Below are 20,853 nucleotides of genomic sequence, written 5' to 3' on the forward strand. Positions count from 1 at the left end.
GCGCGCCGCGGCCCGCCTTTGCCAGGCAGACAGCGACGGCGTGGGCACTGCTTCGGCCCGGTGGGACCGTTTCTAAGCCCAAAAAGAGCGCCTGATCCGCACACGCAGGGACGGGACGCCGATGTTACCCACTCCCTACACGATCCACGACATCCTCCTGACAGGGCCCGGGCTCCGTCCGCAGGGGATCAAAGGATATGTTCAGGGCGAGGGGGTGGGGACGGAAAGGGGCGAACGCTGACTTCCGCGGAGGGATCGCTCTCTCCGCCCTCCCCCACCGCGGTGACCCGGTAGTAGTAGCGCGTCCCGGTGTCAACCGCGTCGTCCGTCAGTGTGGGCTGCCCGAGCGGGGTGTCCCCGTTCACCGGGGTCCCGTTGGCCCCCGAAAATGAGCTGGTGCTCCGGTAGACATTGTACCCCGATGCATCTGCCCCGCCGTCCCACGTCAGGCTGACGCTCCCGTCCTGGGTGGTCGCCTGGACACTCGTGGGCGGCGACGGCGGCTCCGGGGACGTTCCTCCACCGTCGCACCCCGGCAAGAGAAGAAGCCCAGTCCCAATGGCCGTCAGAACCCCTATTCGTACGACGGCCGGAAACAGCGAGCGGTTAATCATGAAACCCAAGACAGCTTGTGGACCAGACGGCGTGGAGAGTCTGCCTCACCGGACGAGCACGACCTTCTCGACGTGTTGCTTCTCGTCGGTCGACACGCGCAGGAAGTACGTCCCGCTGGCCAGCCGACGCTGTGACGCGTCCGTTCCCTCCCAATTCACCCGATGGGGACCGGCCTCTTGACGCCCTTCCGCCAGGGTGCGAACCCGCCGTCCCAAAAGATCGAACACGGCAACCGTCACGTCCTGCGTCTCCGGCAGAGCGTACTTCAGGGTGATCTGGTTGCGGAATGGATTGGGCGCTGGGGCCTGTACCGTGAGGCTCTCCGGAAGACGCTCACGGGTCTCCGACGTCACGTAGGACGAGCGCCCCACCAGGAGCTGAATGCGAGACGGATCGGGGCCCGCCGCAAGCGTCAACGGCCCGTCGGTCCGGAGGTCGTGGGAACGACCGTTCGCCGGATCAACGAGGGCCACGTCCACTTGTGGCGACTGCGGGAGCGATTCCGCACGCAGTGTCACCGGTCCTGTCGTGTCGGCCCGGAGCTCGAGGGTATACGTCTGGCCCCCCGTTCCCGTGGGCCGTACATCTCGCGCCAACCGGCCCTGCCGCTCGGGGGCCGCGCCTGCGAATGGCGCCCGGGCGGACAGGGACAGACTTGCAAACCGTGACGGCGGGGCCGCAAGGTCTTGTGCGTCTTTCCCGTCGGCGGCCGCGGGATGCTCTCCCACTTCTACACGGGCCGTCGCGCGCCCCTTGCGCTCGGCAACCAGTTCGACCGCACGGGTCGTCCGGGACTCATTGGCGGCATTCGCAGTCGTGCCCTCGGAGGACGAGAGCGGTATCGTGAGCTGGTCCAGCCCCTGGTCGTTGAGGACGTAAAAGGCCTCCCCTTCCGCTGCCGACACAAAAGTCGACGCCTCCCGAAAGGAGCCGCTGTCCCAGTCCCACAAGGCCTGAAGCGTCCCCTCGTTGGCACTCTGCACGGCGCTCCACGGAACGTTTCGGGGCAGTGGGTTGGAGATGATGTTCCACCCGTCGTGCAGCGGGATTGTGGTCGCCCCGTTCTGCACGTCCACCGTGGGAATTGTCGTTTGGACCGACCAGTCACTCGTGCTCAGGACCCAGAACCCGCGGCCGGGCCGAAAGTCAAACTGATCGCTGCCGTCGAACTTAATGAAGGGCTCCTGGTCACTGCCGTCGTCCCAGTACGCCTGCCACCCGACGCCCGCCTCGCCGGAGAGCGTCGACGCGAGGGCCTGGTCAACCTGGCCCGGCAGGGCCACGAGGCGGTAGCTGTCCCCGGTGCTCGGGTCGCCGAACGAGCGCGTCACGTCGACGGTCGTCTCCCCAGGAAGCTCCGCCGTCAGATCGCCGGCGTCGAGACCAAGAAGCTGATACCCCTCGTCCGGCTCATCCGCGTCCGGCCCCGCCCCATTGAACTGCCCGAGGACCCCCTGAAAGGTGGCACGGTCCGGGATCGGCTCCCCCTCAAGTTCCGATCCACTGGGAATTCGAAGCGTGAGGGAGCCCGTGCCGTCCTGGATCATGTAGTTCCCCGCGCTGCTGCCCGCCCGAAACGTGTCGTCCCCGTCGGCGTCGATGGAAACGTTTTCCACCCGCACGAGCTCTGCCTCGTGATTCTCGCCGCTGGCGGCAATGTCTCCAAGCGTGAGGGTCGTCGGGGCCGGGAGCGACTCGTCCTGAGCGATGATTTCGAAGCCATCGTCAGGCACGTCGGTCAACTCCAGCAGCCCGTTAAAATAGGTGAGCGTTCCCGTCACTTCTAGTCGGGTGCCCTTCTCGATGGAGCTGCCGAGGGCCTGCCCAAAGACCCCCTGGGATTCGAAGATGTAGAGCCCGCCGGTCTGGTCTTGAATGTACGGGCCGTCGTCTCCGACACGGGTCACAACGCCCTCCACGGACACCGTACGGCCGCCGCCCTGCTCCCGGGCATTCTGAATAGAGATCACCTCGGGGCCCGGGACCTCTTCGCCGTAGGCTCGGTCGGCGAGGGTGGAGTCGAGCACAAACGGGTTCGGAATGTTGCCCTGGTAGCTGCCCTGAGAAAGCGTTCGACGGAGCTCCGTCGCATCCACAGGATCCTCTTCGTGCCACTCCAGAAGCGTTTCCCGCTGGGTTTCCAAGAACGACAAGTCCGCTCGGTTCGGGTACGCCATGGCGAAGTAGAAGGCCGCACGCGCCACGTCTCCTTTCTTGCTATGGCGCGGCTCGAAGCGGCGGTTGTCCCGTTCAGCAGGACTGCTGTCAAGCTCACTCCAGAGCTCCAACCCATTTTGCGGAGTGGTCGATCGAGACTCGTCCTCAAAGTACCAACTGTCGGTGTCCGAGTCTGGGATCTCCCCAAAGGCGTAATTGCTTCGCGCCGAGTTGACCGCATCGTGTGCGGGGGCCAGGATGTGCATGTCGCTCAGGGCCGGCTCGTTCTCGGCGCCTTTGCTGCGGGGCCAGATGTGCTCGGTATTTACACCCTGATCGAGTGCCTGATCACTGGCGTCTCCTCCGTCCGGGTCGACGACCACCTGGAGCCCACTGTAAATGGCCTCGACGGTATCTTGCTCGTTGTAGACGCGGCGGTACAGCGTGTCGCGGGCCGGGCCGTATCCAATCGTGGGCGGATCGCCGTACCGTTGCCGGAGCGAGTCGAGGAGCACGTTGGCGCTATCGCCCGCAACGATCGGTCCTTGGGCCGCCGGGCCGTCCAGAATCCAAAGCGTAAAGCGGCTGGGAGACGAGATGCCCCCGTCCTCGGACGACAGCGCAACCTCTAGCCGCTCCACCCCCTCCTGCTCAGAATCGTCCACCGGCTCCAGGGTAAGGGTCTGTGGCGACGGATCCGTTCCGGAAAACGTAAGCGTCTGCGGGCTCTGAAAGCCCATGACGTCCGTCCCATCCGCGGTGCTGGACGGCCCTACTTCTGCCGTCACCGAGACCGTCCTGTCCGTTTCTTTGTTGAAGACCTGAACCTGCACCGACACAGGGCCGTCCCCTTCTTCCGCCTGGGCGAACAGGCGATTGAAGGAAAACGACAGCGACGGTTGCAGGTCGCTCTCGCGAACCGGAATGAACTGATACCCCTCGTCGGGCTCATCCCCCCCCGGGCCTTCTCCGTTGAACTGCCCAAGGACGCCTTCAAAGTCAAACACTCCGCCCGGAATCGGGGCGCCGCCGATCGCCGTCTCGCTGCCATCCTGTACTCGAAATTCAAGGGGCTGTCCGTCCCCGTCCTCTACCGTATAGGTTGTCCCGTTCTCGAAGGCGCCGGACGCACTGAGAAACCGCAATCCCTCAACACGGAGCAGCTCACTTTCGTAGTCTTCCCCGTTCTGAGCCAACTCCGGAAGGGTCACCGTCTGTGGGCTCGGTGGGGAGCCCTGCCCCTGCACCGTGTAGTCGGTGAGGTCCTCGTTGTTGATCTGAAAAAGCCCGTTGAAGGCCGAGGTGGTTCCGGTTACCTTCACCGTGGTCCCCGGCTGAATGGTGCCGTCCGCAATGTCGCTCTGAAACGCGCTGCTGTTTGATCCGCTCGTCTGGCGGAGGACGATGGCGCTGGCCCCGGTCGGGCCGCTGTCGTCTTGAACGCGGGCATACGACCCGTACGCTCGCGTCACCGTACCCTCCACCGTCACTTCTGTCCCTAGCGGCTCATCGCGTGCCTCGTTGATCGTGATAGGGTCCTGCGCCTGAACGGCCTCCGGCCATGCGCCAACGAGGAGCAGCGATAGGGCGGCTAGAAAGACCCAGCGCGGCAGGCATGCCATGACATCAGGGAAAAACACTTGAAAGATAGGGGGGAACGGAGGACTGCATGAACATACGGGCCGCTTGCAACGTCTCGTGATCTTCTGCCGTGAGTCGCCGGAGCACGACGGGCTTGGGGCCCACCTTCACAGTTCAAGAAAGGCCTCTTCTGTTACCAAGCACCCGTCATTCTCGAAAAAGGGACGGCCCCCACGCGGGGCACCGCCCATTTTCTTCGACGGTCCGACGGGGCGAGTAACAGGGATGTCTGCCCTATTCCAGATCCCCATCAATGAGCGGGAGCGTCTGATACCCCTCATCCGGTTCGCGTGCACCACCAAAGCCTCCGTTAAACTGGCTCAGCACGCCTTCGAACGTGACGGATCCACCCGGGATCGGCTCTCCGACGTAAAAGGAGTTGTCCGAAATCCGGAGGGTGACCGTGTCCCCACTTGAGTCGGTGGCGTCGTAGTTGGTGCCACCCTGGAAGTTGGAATCCCCCTTACCGTCAACGGTCAGCCCAGAGATTGTAATGAGCTCCGACTCGTAGTCCTCCCCGCCGCCGTTCAGCAGATCGCTGACCGAAACAGACTGAGGACTGGGGAGGCCAACTCCCGTCTGACCCACAGTATACTGCACGTTCGAGGAAATCTGCAGAAGGCCGCTGAAGGCCCCAAGCTCTCCAGAGACCTGAATGCGGTCGCCTGGGTTCGGATCAATGCCTCCATCTCGCGCATCATCGGCCAAGTCGCCGTTGCGTACAACGATGCCACTGGCCCCGGTCGGGCCGCTCTCATCTTGGATGAAGACATTCTGACCATCCACTCGCGTGACAACCCCGAGCGTAAACACGCTCGTACCGTTCGACTCCTGACGAACCTGATTGATCGTATCACTCAGGTCCCCGTCAACAAGCGGAAGGAGCTGGTATCCCTCGTCCGGCCCGCGTGCCCCTCCGAAGCCTCCGTTGAACTGGCTCAGGACCCCTTCAAAGGCGACAGCTCCACTCGGAATCGTCTGGCCGGCGTAGAACGAGTTGTCCGAAATCCGAAGGGTGATCGTGTTTCCGTTCGAATCGGTCGCGTCGTAGTTCGTACCGCCCTGGAAGGTGGAATCCCCTCTGTCATCGATCGCTAGTCCCGAGACTGTAATGAGCTCCGACTCGTAGTCCTCCCCGCCGCCGTTGAGCAGGTCACCTGCCGAGACGGACTGTGGACTGGGGAGCCCAGCGTCTGTCTGGATGACGCTGTATTGCACGTTCGAAGAAATCTGCAGAAGGCCGCTGAAGGCCCCAAGCTCTCCGGAGACCTCAATTTGGTCGCCCGGATTCGGATCAATGCCTCCATCTCTCACGTCATCGGCCAGGTCACCGTTGCGTACAACGATGCCACTGGCCCCAGTTGGGCCACTCTCGTCCTGGATGAAGACGTTCTGGCCGTCGACCCGCGTGACCACCCCGGCGGTCGAGACCGACGAGCCGTTTGACTCCTGGCGCACTTCATTGATCGTAGCGACCTCAGGGGCTATCACGTCGTCCAGGTCGATTCCCAATAACTGATACCCCTCATCCGGCTCGTCGCCGCCACCGCCCTCACCGTTGAATTGCCCAAGAACGCCCTGGAACGTGCCCCGATCGGGAATCGACTCTCCAACAAGGCCGGACCCGCCCGTCACGAGAAGGGTGGAGGAAGCGTCCTGCGTACTGATGTCGTACAGCCCGGCGGGAACCCCGCCCTGAAACGTCTGATCCCCGCCGGCGTCGATGGCAAAGTTCTCAACTCGAATGAGCTCGCTTTCGTACTCTTCGCCGTTGTTTACCACCTCTCCGAGCGACACCTCTTGTGGGGCCGGCAGCGCGTTCCCTGACGAGAACACCTCCGTCTGCGGCCCGTCGCTCACGCCGCTGACCTGGAACACCCCGTTAAAGTACCCCACCGCACCGTCGACGCGGACCGAGTCGCCCTTGCTTGCCTGACTGGCAAAGTCACTGTCGAACACAAAGAAGGCACCCGTGCCATCCTGTACGTACACCCCATCCGACTCCACACGAGTGACGAGGCCGTCAGCAACGGTTCGCCCACCGCTCGGGCGGTTTCGGGATTCTTCCGCAGTGAACGGCGCATCGTCCTCCTCGATTGTGAGGGTAAAGCTGCTGGCCCCGTCGTCAATCTCGGGAGCGAGCGTGTCCGCCGGGCTCAGTGTGAACGCGAGGCTTTCCGTGTCCTCCAAAAATCCAGTGCTGTCGACGGGCTCGTCGACGATGGTGAGCGGGATGGAAACCGTGCCCCCGCTTGTGGCCGAGCGCGGGAAGGTGACCGTTGTGTCACCCGTCAGCCCCGTCACGTCGTCGCCCAGCGCGGCGGTGCTCTGCGAGGCATTGACCGAGAGGTTGAGCCGCACCTCCTCAAACCCTGGGTCGTCGGCCGTAATTTCAAGGGCATAGGTCTCGTCTTCCCCCTCAACCAACGTGGCCGTGGACTCCACGAATCCGACAGAGGTGCTGTCCCCCAGATCGTCGGGAACGCCGCCCCCGCTGTCGCAGCCAGCAAGGACAAGACCGCCGATCACAAGAACAGGCAAGAGTGCGCTGAGAAAACGTCGCATAGGTCGTTGGGGCGTAAAACTAGTAGCACGATGAGGGTACAGAACTTCGCACGGCGTAACCGCCGAGGCATGGTCATTCGTTACCGACCCACAACCCGGACGTCATCCACCTGCTGCTCTTCGGACGATCCCGGTCCCGTTCCGCTAGAGGTGTACTTGAAGGCCACGTACACCTCGTCGGCCTGAAACTGGGCGTCGGACAGGTCGATTTCGCCCGACGCGACAAAGCCTTCCCCCTCCGACGCGAGGCTCTGAACACGGTCGGTGATGTCGGTCCAACTGAAGTTCTCCGGATTCCCCGATCCGTCGTAGTCGGTCGACACCTTCACCTCTAGCGGCTGCTCCTCTCCGCCATCGTCAAAGCGTTTCCTGTTCCGGAAGGTGAGCGTCTCGCCTTCAAAGTTGTTGAAGTTAATCGCCGGGCTAATGAGCCACGAGTTGGAGGCCTCGCTTCCGCCGAAGGCGTTTGCCACCGCGTAACTGTTGTTTTCGAAGTTGCCTGTTCCCCACCCATTGCCGTTTGTGACATTGAAGACCGACATCGGATCCAGGCTTCCGTCTTCAAAATCCTTGAAGAAGATCTCGATGGCGCCGATCGAAATCGTCAACCGATCTGTCCCTTCCACAGAGGCATTGGTGACATTCTGAAAAACGAAGACGCCATCCTCTTTGGGCTCGTTGTCTTCTTCGTCCGCGATGTCGAGCGTCAAGGTCTGGGTGTTGCCCGTAGTCGCCGTGTCGGGAAAAACCACGCGACCGGCCACGTACCCACTTCCCACATTGCGGCTGGATTCGAGCCCGAAGTCCGAGGGGCTCGTGCTACTCGTCCCATCGGCGTAAAGCACCTCTGCGGAGACGGTGTCGTTGGGGGGATTGGTGACCGTGACCTCGATAGTCACCGTCCCAGACTCCTCAGTGATGGAGATGTTGTCTGTGGCGAACGACACCGTGGCGTTGCTCTCTCCCGTGGCCTCAGTGGGCGGCGTCCCACTGTCAAGTCCATCGCAGCCGGTGATGAGGAGGGCGCCAGCGAGAAGTAGGGCCGGAAGGCGGAGGAGTTGAAGCGTGTTCATAATGGGGGCAGTCGGAGAGATTCAGGAGCGCGGAGGGAGTAAGACGAGACGCGGAGCGCTAAAACGTGTACTTGACACTCAGCCGGGCGCGCCAGCGGGACGGAATGTCCGAGGTGAAGAACTGCTCACCGTTCAGGCGCTCACGGACGGTTTCTTCCTCGAACGAGACGCGCGGCTTGCCCACGTCGTCTTCCGTGATCACCCGCCCGTTCTCGATCGTGCCCACCTGGTCGGGGCGGACGTAGCCCTCAAAGGCCCAGGCCGTGACGTTGTTGAAGCTGGTGTTCTGGATCCGCCCCCAGTCTTCGTTGAGCAGGTTCAGGAAGTTGTTGACCTCGGCAATGAATTCAATCCGCTGCCCATTGAAGGTTTGGATGCTCTGCGAGATCTGCACGTCGAGGATGTTCTGCCAGGGGGCGCGCGCCGTATTCCGCTCAATCACCGAGCCGCGAGCATCGCTCAGCGCATCGTCTCCCTCGATGAAGGCATTCATCAAGTCCCAGTTGTCGCTCTCCAGGACGATGTCCGACTCGTTCTCGGGCACGTACACGAGGTCATTGAACGACTGCGTGTCACCGTTGGCGTTGCCGTCGTAGATCCAGCTAAACGGCTCCCCAGAGCGCCCCTCGTAAATGAGCCCGATGGTCGTCCCGAAGCGGTCGCCGTACGTGAGTGTGTAGTTCAGCGTCCCGAGGATGCGGTGCCGGATCTCGTAGTCCGCCGTGCCCACGCGCGGGTCGTTGATGTCCTTGTTTTCATTGAACTGCCAGTTGGAGATGGCCCGGCTGGAGGATCCGTTGTTGACGTTCGTGGCCCGTGTGTAGGTGTACGCGACCGATCCACCGATCCCCGTTCGCACGTTGCGCTGAAGCTCGCCCGTCAGGCTGTACTGGTAGCCGTCGTTTGTATTCTCGAGGAGGATCGCGTTGGTAAAGCGCTCGCTCACGCGGTTGACGTCCCCGCCCGGCGTGCCGTAGAACGGCCGTCCATACTTCGACCCTTGGATCGGGTAGCGGCCGTCGCTGGTGCCTCCCGGTTCCGGCGCCTCGAGGTTGATGTTGCGGAAGGTGACGTCGTTGATTGTGTTCGAATAGAGGCCCTCCACCGTGCCCACGACACCGAGCGGCAACTCCTGGTCCACCGCCAGGTTTAGGCGAAAGGTCTGCGGGTACTTGAAGTCGTCGGACGCCAGGTTAATCTCTGTCGTCTGCACCGGCGCGAGGAGCTCGCTGCAGCGTTCACTGTCCGGGGTTTCCTGACAGAAGGGCGCGTTTCGGGGAAGCGGCTGGCCCGTGGGGTTGTCGCCGATGTTGGTCGGCACAAATCGACGTCCATTTTCCGGCGCATTCTCGCCGTAGAAGTCGCTTTCTTGGTCGAAGGTTGCGTCGATCCGGTTGACGTCGGCCCCGGTGTTGCTGTACTGGTTGGAGATGAAAACGTAAGGCGGGTCCCCACTGAAGATGCCAATCCCTCCCCGAATCTGAGTCGAGAGGTCACTGCCCAGGAACGCCCGGTCATAGTTGAACCCGAGCCGGGGCGACCAGAGCGGGTTTCCACTCGCCACATTGCTCGTGCTCCGGCCGAAGGCCTCGAACGCCGTGGGGTTGAAGGTCGGGTCGTCCGGCAGCACCGGCACGTCCACACGCAGGCCCAGTGTCAGCTGGAGATTTTCGAGGGCCTGCCACTCGTCCTGCACGTAGCCGCCAAACTGGAAGGCCGAAAAGTCCGCCTCCGGCCGGTCGGTGCCGGCCGCCTCGGTGGCGTAGCTGAACCGGTACTCCGACGGCTGGCCGCGTCGCAGCGCCTCGGTGGCCGAGATGGTGTCGCCGTCCGCCACGAATTCCTCAAACGTGTAGGACCCGAAGAAGTCCTGAATGAATAGGTTGCTGAACTGGTAGAACTTGTTGCTCGTCCCCACTGTCAGCGTATGGTCGCCAACGGTGTAGGAGAGGTTGTTGGTGAACTCGAACAGGTCTTGATCGAGGCGATTGGCCTGGCTGAACCGACCGATGCCGGCCCCGATCTCATCCCCTCCCCCAAGATCAAGCGCAATCTCGGGGAACGCGGCGTCTTGTACGTCCCGCTCATCCCGGATGCGGGTGTAGACGAACCGTGCCTCGTTGAAGATGTCGTTGTCGAAGCTGCTGTTGAGCTGGGCCGTGAGGGAATTTTGGCGGCTCTGGAAGACGTACTGCCGGTTGGCAAAGCTGAAGCTGCCTTCACTCCGGTCGATGCCCTGATCGTCCGTCGCGTTAACGTAGTTGTTGCGGAGCGTCAGGCGGTGATTGTCGTTGACGTTCCAGTCCAACTTCACCAGCAGCTTCTCGTCGTCCTGTCGCTGCGTAAGCGGCGAGATGCCGCCGGGATTGTAGCCGTATGTGTCCTGAAAGATCGACCGGAGCTCAGTAAATGTATCACGAGATTCGCGGAAGACATTGGTCCCTTCCAGATCTTCTCCCACCCGCGTGTCGAGCGGCGAGCTCTCTCGCTTCAACTCGCCACTGATGAAGAAGAACAGTTCGTCCTCGATGATGGGCCCGCCGAGGGTGCCCACGTAGAACGCCTGATTGAACTCCCCCGTCCCCACCCCTTCGAGGTCGCCGGTGAAGTCCTCAGTGCCACCTTGGAATCGGAACGACCCTTCAAACTCGTTCGAGCCACTCTTCGTGATAGCGTTGATTTGCCCCCCCGTGAAGCCACTGGAGCGCACGTCGTATGGAGCGATGTTGATGTTGAACTCCTCGATGGCGTCGAGGCTTATGGGCTCGGCCCCCGCCTGGCTGCCGGGCACCGCGTCGCCCAGTCCGAAGACATCGTCGAGGGTTGCGCCGTCAATCTGAATGTTGTTGTAGCGGCTATTTGCGCCTCCGATGCTGCCGTCGCCCTGGGCCTGCGGCACGAGCCGCGTGAAGTTGGTGAGGCTGCGGCCGATGGCAGGGAGCTCCTCAATCTGCTCGGTCGATACGTTCGTGGCGGCGCCCGTCCGGTCCTTGTCGATCACCGCTCCGGACTGTCGCCCGACAACCTCCACCTCTTCCATCTGTGCCGTCTTCGGCTCGAGGGCAAAGTTGAGCTCTCGGGACTCGTCGAGCTGCAGCCGAATGCCTTCCCGCCGGATGGTCTGGTATCCCACGAACGACGCGGAAATGGTGTACGGCCCTCCGACCCGCATGCCCTGGATGTTGAACCTACCGTTCGTGTTCGTGGCGGTGCCGTACCGCGTGCCGGTCGGCTGGTGAACGGCAACGACGTTGACGCCCGGCAGCACATCTTCATTTTCATCCACGACGGTGCCCGTGATTGAGGCCGTCGTCCCCTGCCCCGCACTGTCCGCAACGGGCAGCAGGCAAAAGACGAGAACAGGCAAGAGCCAGCGCGTGACGATAGACTTCATGATGGAGCGTTCCATTTGTGAACCAGGCTTGATGGCGGTGCGACGCTTCCCGTAAGAACATTTGGCGGGAAGACGATCTTTTCAGGCCTTGTACACCAAAGGCCCCCTGTTGACATTCTCAGGGTACGAGACGCTTCCCCGATTTTCCAGCGCCAATTGTTAAGAACTCATGCCCTGCCTCTTCTTTGCTTAGGGCTAATGGTTTGGTAATATGGTGCCTGATTTCCAACAAAACAAGGCTCAAGCCGAGAGGTGGTTTGGAAAAGACGTGTGTCGGCAGGCGTTTGTAGGACGACCACTTCGGAGGTCCTTCAGGGCCCGGCTCCATGGTGATCCCTTCTTCCCACAGGGGACAGCCCTTCCCATAGCTAGCGCCGGCCGTTGGATCGAGCCTTCGTCTTGAGCGAGAGGGTCCAGACGTTCCGCTGCTCGTTGGCAATGCGGAGCGTGTGGGGATCGTCCCAGGTCACCGCCTCGGCCTGTTGGGATTGGTCGGCGGGCAGGGCAATGCGCCGGGGTTTGGTCGAGAGCCAGTGCGTCTCGTCGTCAGGGCGCAGCCCAGGACTACTCCCTCGCTTCCGCTCGGGGCGCGGAAAGAGCCAGACCGACGCGTAGCCCAGCACGGCGAGCCGGTCCCCACTCGGGCTGAGGGCGGCGGCCGTGGGCGGCGGAATCGTGTCGTGGCGGTCCACAAGCGTCAAGGTGTTCACCCGGTGCGTGTGCTCGGTGTCCAGCCGGTACAGCTTGGTTCCGGGCTGGGATACGTTAATCTGTTGCCCCTTTCGGTGCTTGGTCAACACGTACAGTGTGCCGTTGTCCACGAACAGGCTTTCCGCGTCAAAGTCCCACTCTCGGGCCGGAACGGTCTCCTGATCCGGGTACTGGATGGGTAGGTGCTTGACCGGTCGAGTCCGGCGGTCGTACTGGAAGGGCTCTCGGATGACATAGATGCCCAGGTCGCGCCGGGCGTTGCCGTTGTTGCCAATGTCCCCCAGGTACAGCGTACTGTCCTCCACCGCGATGTCCTCGTAGTCGATGTGGGCGGCCGCCCCGAGCTGGACGCCCGGCCACGGTGGATTGGCGCTGCTGTCGGCCTCGGCGCCCGCCGCGTAGTCGCCGGCGTGCCAGGGGGCCACGTGTACCGCCCCGGTGCTGTCGATGGCGAAGAGGCGGGGGCGATCCCCGCTGTCGTTGTGCACCCACCACACGTTCTCCTGCCACCGGCTCCGGACGATGCCGCTCGTCTCATCGATCAGGGTATGGGCCACACGGCCGGTACGATTCAGGACGGTGCTGTCGGGAGACTGGGCGTCTCCCGGACGCGGAAGGCCCACAGTCAGCAGAATCAGTGCAGAAGCAAGACAAGAAAGTCGGTGGGGTCTGGTCATTGCGACGTGTTTGCTGGAAGGTGTCGCGATGCCATTCGAGTAGGCACTCCAAAACACGAAACGGGTGGCCGTCTTTCGACGACCACCCGTCTCGACACTATCGGCTTTCAATCTTATCCCCAGGTTAGAACGTGTACTTGACACCGAGACGCACCTGGTAGAGCGTGCTGTACGTCTGAGTTCCCGATTGTACGTCGAACGATTCCTCCAAGTTCGTTTCGGGGTTCTCCGTTCCGAGGGCCGACTGGTACACTGGCGTCGGGTTACCGTCCCCGTCCTCGTCTGTGAAGCGAACAAAGTTGACCGGACTGACAAGTCCAGCCTGCTGGTACCGATAGCCCCACTCGGTGCCGAAGATGTCTCCGAGCATGGAGGAGAAGTTGAAGACGTTGGCTGTGAGAGTAAGCTGCTGTTTACGGCCTACAAGTTCGCCAGAGAAGTTAAGGGCAAACTGCAGGTCCACGACACCTTCGAACGGGGTTCGATCCCCGTTGCGGGTGGCGTACTCGCCGCGATTCTCACTCAAGTAGTCAACGTTTTCAATGAAGCGGTCAAGATCCTGTGCCTGCTGCTGCGGCGTTCGGATGACATCGCCGTTGCCGTCTTTGATCGGAGCAAACTGGAGGTTGCTGGCGTCCTCTGGAATGTAGAAGAGCGGCGGGCCACCTTCGTCTCCGATCATGGTTTCTGCTGCGCCTCCACCAATCGTGTAAGAGAAAGGCCGACCCGACTGCCCGTTGTAGAAGAGCGACAGGTTTGTGGAGACGTTCTCCGTGAGTTCCTGACGGTACCCCAGCGACAACTGGATCCTGTGTCCGAGAGAGAAAGGAGAACGACCAAGAGTCAGGTTGTTCGTGGTGCTCGCATGAGGATTGTCACCCCAGTTCGAACCCACCGTGTCGCCAAACTGGTTGAGGCCTCTCGAATCTCCGTAGGTATAGGACACTTGCCCGCGGACAGTACCACCTTCCCACACAGGAGTGGGTGCCTTGCGCAACCGGCCTGTGACCGTGTAGCTGTACCCTTTGTCGGTGTTATCCAGCAGATAGACATCACCATAACGGGGATCAACACCAATATCTGTGTTGGGGTCCCGCGGCTGTGTGTAAATCGGACGGTCGTCGTTTGTCTGGCCAGCGTCAAGGTTCGCGTTCGGCTGTTTCAAGTTCACGTTCTTCACGATCACATCATTGAGTTTGCTGGAATACTGGCCTTCCAGTGTGCCCGTGAACCCGAACGGTAACTCATGATCGATCCCCAGAGTGGTGCGCAGCACACGGGGGTACGTGAAGTCGTTCCGGAAAAGGGTTAGGTTACCAGTCGGCGTGAGTTCATCTACCGAAGACGGTGGTGTCGCACCAAATGCCCCTCCTCCAAAGATTCCCGCGTCGTCGAACTGCGTCAATCCGTTCTGTGGACGGCGAAGCGGAACCGGACCCGCGAAGCTACCTCCCGCGGCGACAGCTGCACTCTGACCGTTGTTCGTGAATGCATTTCCCGGCCACAGCTGAGGAAGACGGCTGGTGAAGACCCCTGTACCGCCACGAACCTGCGTGTTTCGCTCCTCGGTGAACGAGTAATTAAAGCCGAATCGGGGCGACCAGAACACCTGCCAGTCTGGCATCTCGCCCGCCGTTGCACCATTCAAGTCGTAACCAGCATCGCTGACGGCTGGAAGGAGCTCGGCGTTGGCACTGGGATGAGCACCTGGGTCATCCAGAATCTTCGGGAGGTCGGCTCGAAGGCCGAAGGTGAGATTCAAACCTTCAATCGGCTCCCACTTATCTTGCACGAAAAACCCAAGCTTTACTGACTGGAATTCAGCTCGTAGTGCCGTGTTGTCGTTCGCGATGTAGTTGAACGGCGTATCTGGGTCATTGTCGACGAGCGAATACTGATGGAGATAGAAGTCTGTCTGCGTCGACGGATCCGGATACTGTGCCTGGCAGATGGGACCGGGTTCCTGAATGCCGAACTGTCCCTGCTTCTGCTCCGCATAGTGGCACACCGTCTCCGCGAAGTCGGATACGTTAGCAAAATCATACGACCCAGGTCCGAAGATCGCGAACCGATTGTCAATGTCGTACAGTTCGTTGTGTGTTCCCACCGTCAGCGTATGGTCACCGATGAAGATATCGGTTTCATTTGTGAAGGTGAAAACATTTTGCTCTAAGAAGTTCGGATAGGAGAACGGTTCGGAGCCGAGACTGATATCTCCTCCGCCATCGGTGATACTGATGCTCGGGAACGGCTCTCCGTCTACACCACGATCATCTTCGACGTTCTGGAAGGTCGCAGTGGTTTTCGTAGCGACGTTACCGCCAAAGGTCCCGTTCCACCGCAGCATGGCGTTATGCTGTGTGCTCGGGAATACCTCCGAATTGTTCTGAAAGTTGATTCCACTTCGAGTGCTCTGAAAACGATCTTTGTTGAAGTTATCGTTGTACCAGTACCGGGCCGTTAACTTGTGATTACTATTGAGGTTGAAGTCAAGTCGGCCCAGGAATTTGTCAGCATCCAGGATATCGGACTTGCTTCCCGGCGTACCTGGGTCGTACCCGGTATTCCGCTCCATGAAGTCCCTGATTTCAAAGACGCTGTCAAGTGTGTTGTTATCGGGGTTCCCGCCCCGAAGCGGCGTATTTCCTTCGTATCCCTGCTGGAGCGGCTTGCCTTCGTTCTCGCGCCGGATATCAGTGTTGACGAAGAAGAACAGGCGATCCTTAATGATCGGTCCCCCCAGCGAGAAGACGTAGCGGTCGGACGATGTGGAAGAAGGAATGCCATCCACAAGTGTCTCTCCTTCGACATTCAGTTCTCCCTGTGTCAGGTTGGCACCCCGGCGATAGTACTCAAACGAACCATCGAACTGATTCGTCCCGCTTTTTGTGGTGAAGTTGATGGCCCCTCCCACGAATCCAGACTTTGTCACCTCATAGGGCGAGACTTCAACCGACATCGCCTCCACTGCACTGAGGCTGATGGGCGACGCCCCGCTCTGTCCGCCCGGAGTACCTTGCGCGGAGAGTCCATAAACGTCGTTGGTAACAGCGCCGTCGACGTAAATTGAGTTGAATCGGTTCCACTGTCCAGCGATTGAGATGGCCGGACCATCGTCGTTGGAGTTCACGACGTACGACTGTGGTGTCAGCCGTGCCACGTCCGCGATGCTACGGCTCATCGTGGGCTGTTCCTCTAGCTCTGCCGAACTAACGTTCGTGACGAGTCCATCGCGTTCCGACGACAGTATGCCGGTCGTGTTCGCGACAACTTCTACCTCATCCATCTCGGCAGTGCTCTCCTGAAGCGCGAAGTCAAGACTCAGCGTCTGGCCTAAATCCAGCGTCACCCCTTCTTCCCGTTTCGACTGATACCCGACGAACGATACGGTAATACGGTAGGGCCCACCTGGACGCATGTTGGAGAGAGCGTATCGGCCGTTTGCATTGGCTGAGGCCCCATATTGCGTTCCTGACGGTACGTGTACCGCCAGCACATTAGCACCTGGGAGGGACTGTCCGTCTGCGTCAGTCACCTGTCCTCGGATAGTCGCGGTCGTAGCCCCCTGGCCAAACGTCGCAGATGGCCAGAAGAGTAGTCCAAGAACGAGTACGAGTGGTATTGTAACCCAACGTTTCATGATGGACGAAGGGGTTGTTAGAGCAAATGCGAATAGAAAGAGTGCCAACACTAAAGTCCACGGCGGCCATTTTTCGGACCGCTCAATGTGCCTTGCAGACCAAGGTTTGGTTAGACACTAATCGGACGATACGAACCATCTCCTGCTTTTGCTACCCTTCTTTTTTAAGATATCGTGCCTCGCACGTCTTTAATGTTGGGATAATGGTTTCGTAATGGTCGGCTACGCCTTGATACAAGTTTTTCAAGATCCGCGCCGGCTCGACGAGACGTGCGACGACGTTACCGCACCGCTCAGGGCACCGCCCTGGCGCGTTGGGGACCCCGCCAGTCCTGTTTCTGAGAACGACCGGCGTGAACGCGACTGACAGCCGGTCTACGGTGCGCGATGCGCTCCAGCGGTGCCCTAGAGCGCCCCCGGCACCAGCAGCGTCGCCACGAGGCCCGAGAGGACCACGCCGTCGAACGTGCCCGCCCCGCCGATGCTGGCCATGCCGGTGCCGAGCTGGGCGATATCGTCGAGGTGCAGCAGGTCGGCCCCGATGAGCGGCCCGAGCACGCCGGCCGCAAAGGCGATCGGCGGCGCCCATTCGGGGGCCAGCACCAGCCCCGAGAGCGCCGCCGCGAGGGCCGGGATCAGGGGCTGCATGGCGATGCCCCGCCGGGGCACCGGCGTGGCGAAGGAGTAGCAGAGGCCGACGTTGAGCCCCAACGCAATCCCCAATGCCCCGAGGGCGGCGGGGGCCTCCAGGGCCATGCGCGCAACCTGGTACCCGGCGAGGACAGTGGGAATGAGGCAGCCCCCTACGTTGACCGCAACCACCGTGTAGGCCCGATGCCGCACGGGCCGCCCCAGAAGACGGTGGAGCCCGAGGAGCCGGGTCGGCCGGTACTCGACGCGTTCGGTCTGCTGAACCCGCGCCACCGGAATGTTGATCGCCCCGCCGACGAAAATGCCGACGGCCACCCCCAGCGCGCTCAGGGGCCCGAGCCCCAGCTTCGTGAGGGCGGTGAGGAAGGCGTTGGCCAGCACGAACGGGAGCGCCAGCACCAGGCCGAACATCAGAAGCGAAAGGCACCCCGTCGGAGCCGTGCGCATGTGGGTCGGGCAGTTCAGTTCAACAATTCGACCGGACCGTGCTCCCCCTTGTCAGAGCGGACCTGCACGCTGTCGACCTCAATCTCCGACACCTGTTCCAGAGCATCTTTTTCCAAGAGATCCGGGTACTGGGCCATCTGGTCTGCGGCCAGCGTGTCGGCCGTGTAGTTGTGGTAGTCCGCGACGCGGACGCCGGTGCGGCGACGCACGTCATAGGCCGCCCGAAACCGGGTGCCGGCCTCCTCGTCGGGCCCCTGCCCGTAGGCGTAGGCCAGGTAGTCCATCGCGTAGGTGTCCGTGCGAAACCAGTACACGAACACATCCTGCCAGTCGGCCCCGCCGCCCTCCTGCCGGAAGGTCACTTCCACGCGGTGGTACGGCACGCCGTCGATCGTGTCGCGGCCGCTGTAGGACGGCTGCACAGCCGGGTCGCCGAGGGGCGCGGGCAGCAGGGTGAAATACGCCACCGAGTTGACGGTCGTCTCCACCGCACTCTGCTCGGACGGCGAGAGCGTGACCGTGTCCCCCTCGACCGCCCGGTAGGGCCCGTCGTTCGTGAGGCCCTCCACGACGGGGCGCCCCAGCGGGTCGGCGTAGGCGCGCCGGTAGTGAAAGGCGCCCCCGTCCTGCCGGAGGCGGTACGCGTCGCCCCGGAAATCGAACGTCACCAGGGCCCGGTCGAGCACCGGGGCGCCGTGGGCGGCCCGGGCGCTGTCGATCACGGCCTCGGCGGACGGCGACGGGGCCGGGGCCCCGCAGGCCCCGAGGAGAAGCATGAGGGCCGCAGTGGGCAAAAGAGCAAGATGGCGCATGCGAGACAGGGGGAGCGTGCAGTCGGAGGGCAGTGGGCGGCATGTCTAATCGTCCATGGGGAGTGGAGTTGCACCGGGACGGTCGGGGGACGTACGGCCGTCTCCGTTCCGTCTCGCCTCGAACCGCGCACCGGGGCGGTGCGTAGGGAAGACCTTGCCGAGTTGAGTACGGCCCTGAGACGCCTCCTGCATCACGTTCCTCCCCATGCCCCTACCGAACGCGCTGCCGGTCCGGGTGCTGACCGTCCTGGCCGGGGTGTGGATGAGCGGAATGGTTCTTGGCGCCTGCTCGGGCCCGGGGTCCACCGGCCGGTCGTCTGAGGGGGAGCCGGGCACCCGCATCTACCACGTGCAGCTTCGGCTCACGGAGGACAAGGGCCGGGCGACCGAGGCCCTCGGGCGGGCCAGCCGGTGGTGGCGCGAGCGCCCCCCGGCGGAGCGGCCCCCGCTCGTTCAGGGGACATCGTCCTCCGGAAGGCCCGTCACCATCACGTGGAAGGCGCCCCTCTACCGCGTGCGGCTCGGCCCCTTCGCCACCGAGACGCAGGCCGAGGCCGTGCTCGACGCCGCCCGCCCGGCGTTCCCGGAGGCCTTCGTCGCCCCCAACCGCGCGGCGGCGCCGGCCCAGAAGCGCTGACCCCACCCTCGCGTTCTCTGTGTTATCCATCGCCCACGACCATGACCATTGCCCTCGTGCAGCACGCCGTGTCGCCCGCCTCTCCCCCCAGGGTCGATCGCGGGGTGCGGGCGGTGCAGGCGGCTGCCGACGCCGGGGCCGACCTCGTCGTCTTCCCCGAGCTCTCGTTCACGCCCTTCTACCCCCGCGTGCCCGTGGCGGAGCGGCGCCGGAGCGCCCGTGACCTGGCCGAGCCGGTGCCGGGCCCCACGACCGAAGCCCTTGCCGAGGCGGCCGCCGACGGTGGCGTGGTCGTGGTCTTTAACCTGATGGAGCGGGATGGGGAGCGCACGTTCGACACCTCGCCCGTCCTCGATGCCGACGGCACGCTGCTCGGGCGGACGCGCATGATGCACATCACCGCGTACGAGAACTTCCACGAGCAGGGCTACTACGACCCGGGCGACACCGGCGCGCCGGTCTACGACACGGCCGCCGGGCGGATTGGTGTGGCCGTCTGCTACGATCGCCACTACCCCGAGTACCTGCGGGCGCTGGCGCTGCAGGACGCCGACCTCGTGGTGGTGCCGCAGGCCGGAACCGTCGGGGAGTGGCCCGACGGGATGTACGAGGCCGAGCTTCGGGTGGCTGCGCTCCAGCACGGGTTCTTTGCGGCGCTCGCCAACCGCACGGGACCCGAGGGCGACATGCAATTTGCGGGCCGCTCCTTCGTCACGGATCCCTTCGGTGAGGTGGTGGCGCAGGCGCCGGGGGCCGAAGAGACAATCCTGCACGCGTCACTCGATCTTTCCCGGACCGCCGACGCCCCCGCCCGCCGGCTGTTTCTGCGCCACCGCCGCCCGGACCAGTACGAACGGGGAGCCGTGGCCACTGGGCTCCGTTCACAGGACTGAGCGCACGGCCCCTGCTTCGCTTTGCGGCTAGACGTAGACGCCGAGGTACCGATTCCAGAGCATGAGGACGAGCATGACGACCCAGAGCAGGTGTCCCACCCCGGTTCCAATGGCCACCTTCTTCCGCGCCGCATCGGCCGCGTCGGCCCCGAGCGACGCGCCCCCGCCTCCCGTCACGAAGGCCTGGAGCGTATTCCAGCCCGGCCGGATGACGAAGAGCTGATCGGCCGCAAACAGCACGATCAGGGTGACGGACGTGTGGTAGAGCGGCCCGTAGGCGGCGAAGTGCCCGCCCGCCACGAACGCACCGAGCGAGAACACGAGGGTCAGCACCGCGAAGATGTTCATCTGCCACACGGTGGACGCCCCGTCGTTCGCGAGCGCGATTCCGGCCTCGCCGCCCTGGTCGAGCACCGTGCGGGCCCGCCCGGCAAGGCGGAGGCCCAGCCCGAACCACGCGGCGGCCGTGATAATGTGGAGCGTGACGAGAATGGAGAAGATCATGGAAGCGACGGATGGTCAGTTTAAATCGTGCTCGGTGCCCTCTCACGGGCGGTCCAAGGGAGAGTTTTGTCGCCCCCCTTCGTCGTCTCGAACCGGGCCCGAACGAGAAGGCCCAACTCAGGTTGAAACGAACCGCTGCGAGCACACACCAAAGCCCCCTCCCGCATGGACGCCAGCACCCTCGGCCGCGGACTGATGTACCTGGGCGGCGGGCTCGTCGTTCTGGGCGGGCTCGTCGTGCTTCTCGGACGGGCCCTCGACCTGGGCCACCTTCCGGGCGACCTGGTCTACCGGGGCGACGGCGTCCGGGTCTACGTGCCGATCGCCACCATGGTGGTGTTAAGCGTCGTGCTCACGCTTCTCGTGAACCTGGCCCTCCGCCTCTTCCGGTAGGCCCCCAACGGATCTTCTCGGCACGACGGTGATTGCAGATTTA

At 62.8% G+C, this 20,853-nt stretch carries 13 protein-coding genes; 3 read left to right on the top strand and 10 right to left on the bottom strand.

All coding sequences use genetic code 11. The annotated features are described in order from the left end of the window. Nucleotides 1-188: 188 nt before the first annotated feature. The 9 genes from SRU_RS10100 to SRU_RS10140 form a co-directional block, all read right to left on the bottom strand. On the bottom strand, nucleotides 189-614 hold the full coding sequence (locus tag SRU_RS10100; protein WP_011404650.1) for a fibronectin type III domain-containing protein: 426 nt from the start codon (nucleotides 612-614) through the stop codon (nucleotides 189-191). Nucleotides 615-659: 45 nt separating this feature from the next. Beyond that, nucleotides 660-4,394, bottom strand: coding sequence for an endonuclease (locus tag SRU_RS10105; protein WP_112904305.1), 3,735 nt, complete (start codon nucleotides 4,392-4,394; stop codon nucleotides 660-662). Nucleotides 4,395-4,647: 253 nt separating this feature from the next. After that, nucleotides 4,648-6,978 carry a DUF5689 domain-containing protein gene (locus tag SRU_RS10110; protein ID WP_013062319.1) on the bottom strand — a complete coding sequence of 777 codons (2,331 nt, stop codon included), beginning with the start codon at nucleotides 6,976-6,978 and terminating at the stop codon, nucleotides 4,648-4,650. A gap of 80 nt (nucleotides 6,979-7,058) precedes the next feature. Then, nucleotides 7,059-8,051: a choice-of-anchor J domain-containing protein gene (locus SRU_RS10115; RefSeq protein WP_164923596.1), complete on the bottom strand. Its 993-nt coding sequence runs from the start codon at nucleotides 8,049-8,051 to the stop codon at nucleotides 7,059-7,061. A 58-nt stretch (nucleotides 8,052-8,109) separates the two neighbouring features. Then, nucleotides 8,110-11,445 (bottom strand): TonB-dependent receptor, encoded by a 3,336-nt coding sequence (locus tag SRU_RS10120; protein WP_231847099.1) that lies wholly within the window; start codon nucleotides 11,443-11,445, stop codon nucleotides 8,110-8,112. 368 nt (nucleotides 11,446-11,813) lie between these two features. Beyond that, nucleotides 11,814-12,779: a hypothetical protein gene (locus SRU_RS10125; RefSeq protein WP_118841294.1), complete on the bottom strand. Its 966-nt coding sequence runs from the start codon at nucleotides 12,777-12,779 to the stop codon at nucleotides 11,814-11,816. Between the two features lie 178 nt (nucleotides 12,780-12,957). Continuing rightward, entirely contained in the window at nucleotides 12,958-16,473 is a 3,516-nt protein-coding gene (locus SRU_RS10130) for a TonB-dependent receptor (protein WP_011404656.1), read from the bottom strand. Between the two features lie 405 nt (nucleotides 16,474-16,878). Next, nucleotides 16,879-17,571, bottom strand: coding sequence for a DUF1614 domain-containing protein (locus SRU_RS10135; protein ID WP_011404657.1), 693 nt, complete (start codon nucleotides 17,569-17,571; stop codon nucleotides 16,879-16,881). A 14-nt stretch (nucleotides 17,572-17,585) separates the two neighbouring features. Further along, on the bottom strand, nucleotides 17,586-18,383 hold the full coding sequence (locus SRU_RS10140; RefSeq protein ID WP_112904307.1) for a DUF6503 family protein: 798 nt from the start codon (nucleotides 18,381-18,383) through the stop codon (nucleotides 17,586-17,588). Between the two features lie 205 nt (nucleotides 18,384-18,588). Between SRU_RS10140 and SRU_RS10145 the strand changes: the two genes are divergently transcribed. Together SRU_RS10145 and SRU_RS10150 are read left to right on the top strand one after the other, a co-directional pair. After that, the gene (locus SRU_RS10145) at nucleotides 18,589-19,020 is read left to right on the top strand and encodes an SPOR domain-containing protein (protein ID WP_011404659.1); all 432 of its coding nucleotides are present in this window, start codon (nucleotides 18,589-18,591) and stop codon (nucleotides 19,018-19,020) included. A gap of 41 nt (nucleotides 19,021-19,061) precedes the next feature. After that, on the top strand, nucleotides 19,062-19,913 hold the full coding sequence (locus SRU_RS10150; protein ID WP_011404660.1) for a carbon-nitrogen hydrolase family protein: 852 nt from the start codon (nucleotides 19,062-19,064) through the stop codon (nucleotides 19,911-19,913). A 27-nt stretch (nucleotides 19,914-19,940) separates the two neighbouring features. Here the strand turns inward: SRU_RS10150 and SRU_RS10155 are convergent, their stop codons facing one another. Further along, nucleotides 19,941-20,417: a hypothetical protein gene (locus SRU_RS10155; RefSeq protein WP_011404661.1), complete on the bottom strand. Its 477-nt coding sequence runs from the start codon at nucleotides 20,415-20,417 to the stop codon at nucleotides 19,941-19,943. A 165-nt stretch (nucleotides 20,418-20,582) separates the two neighbouring features. Between SRU_RS10155 and SRU_RS10160 the strand changes: the two genes are divergently transcribed. Next, a complete protein-coding gene (locus SRU_RS10160; RefSeq protein WP_011404662.1) occupies nucleotides 20,583-20,810 on the top strand; it encodes a DUF2905 domain-containing protein in 228 nt (75 codons plus the stop codon). Nucleotides 20,811-20,853: the final 43 nt, after the last annotated feature.

Source organism: Salinibacter ruber DSM 13855 (assembly GCF_000013045.1).
GTDB classification, from domain to species: domain Bacteria; phylum Bacteroidota; class Rhodothermia; order Rhodothermales; family Salinibacteraceae; genus Salinibacter; species Salinibacter ruber.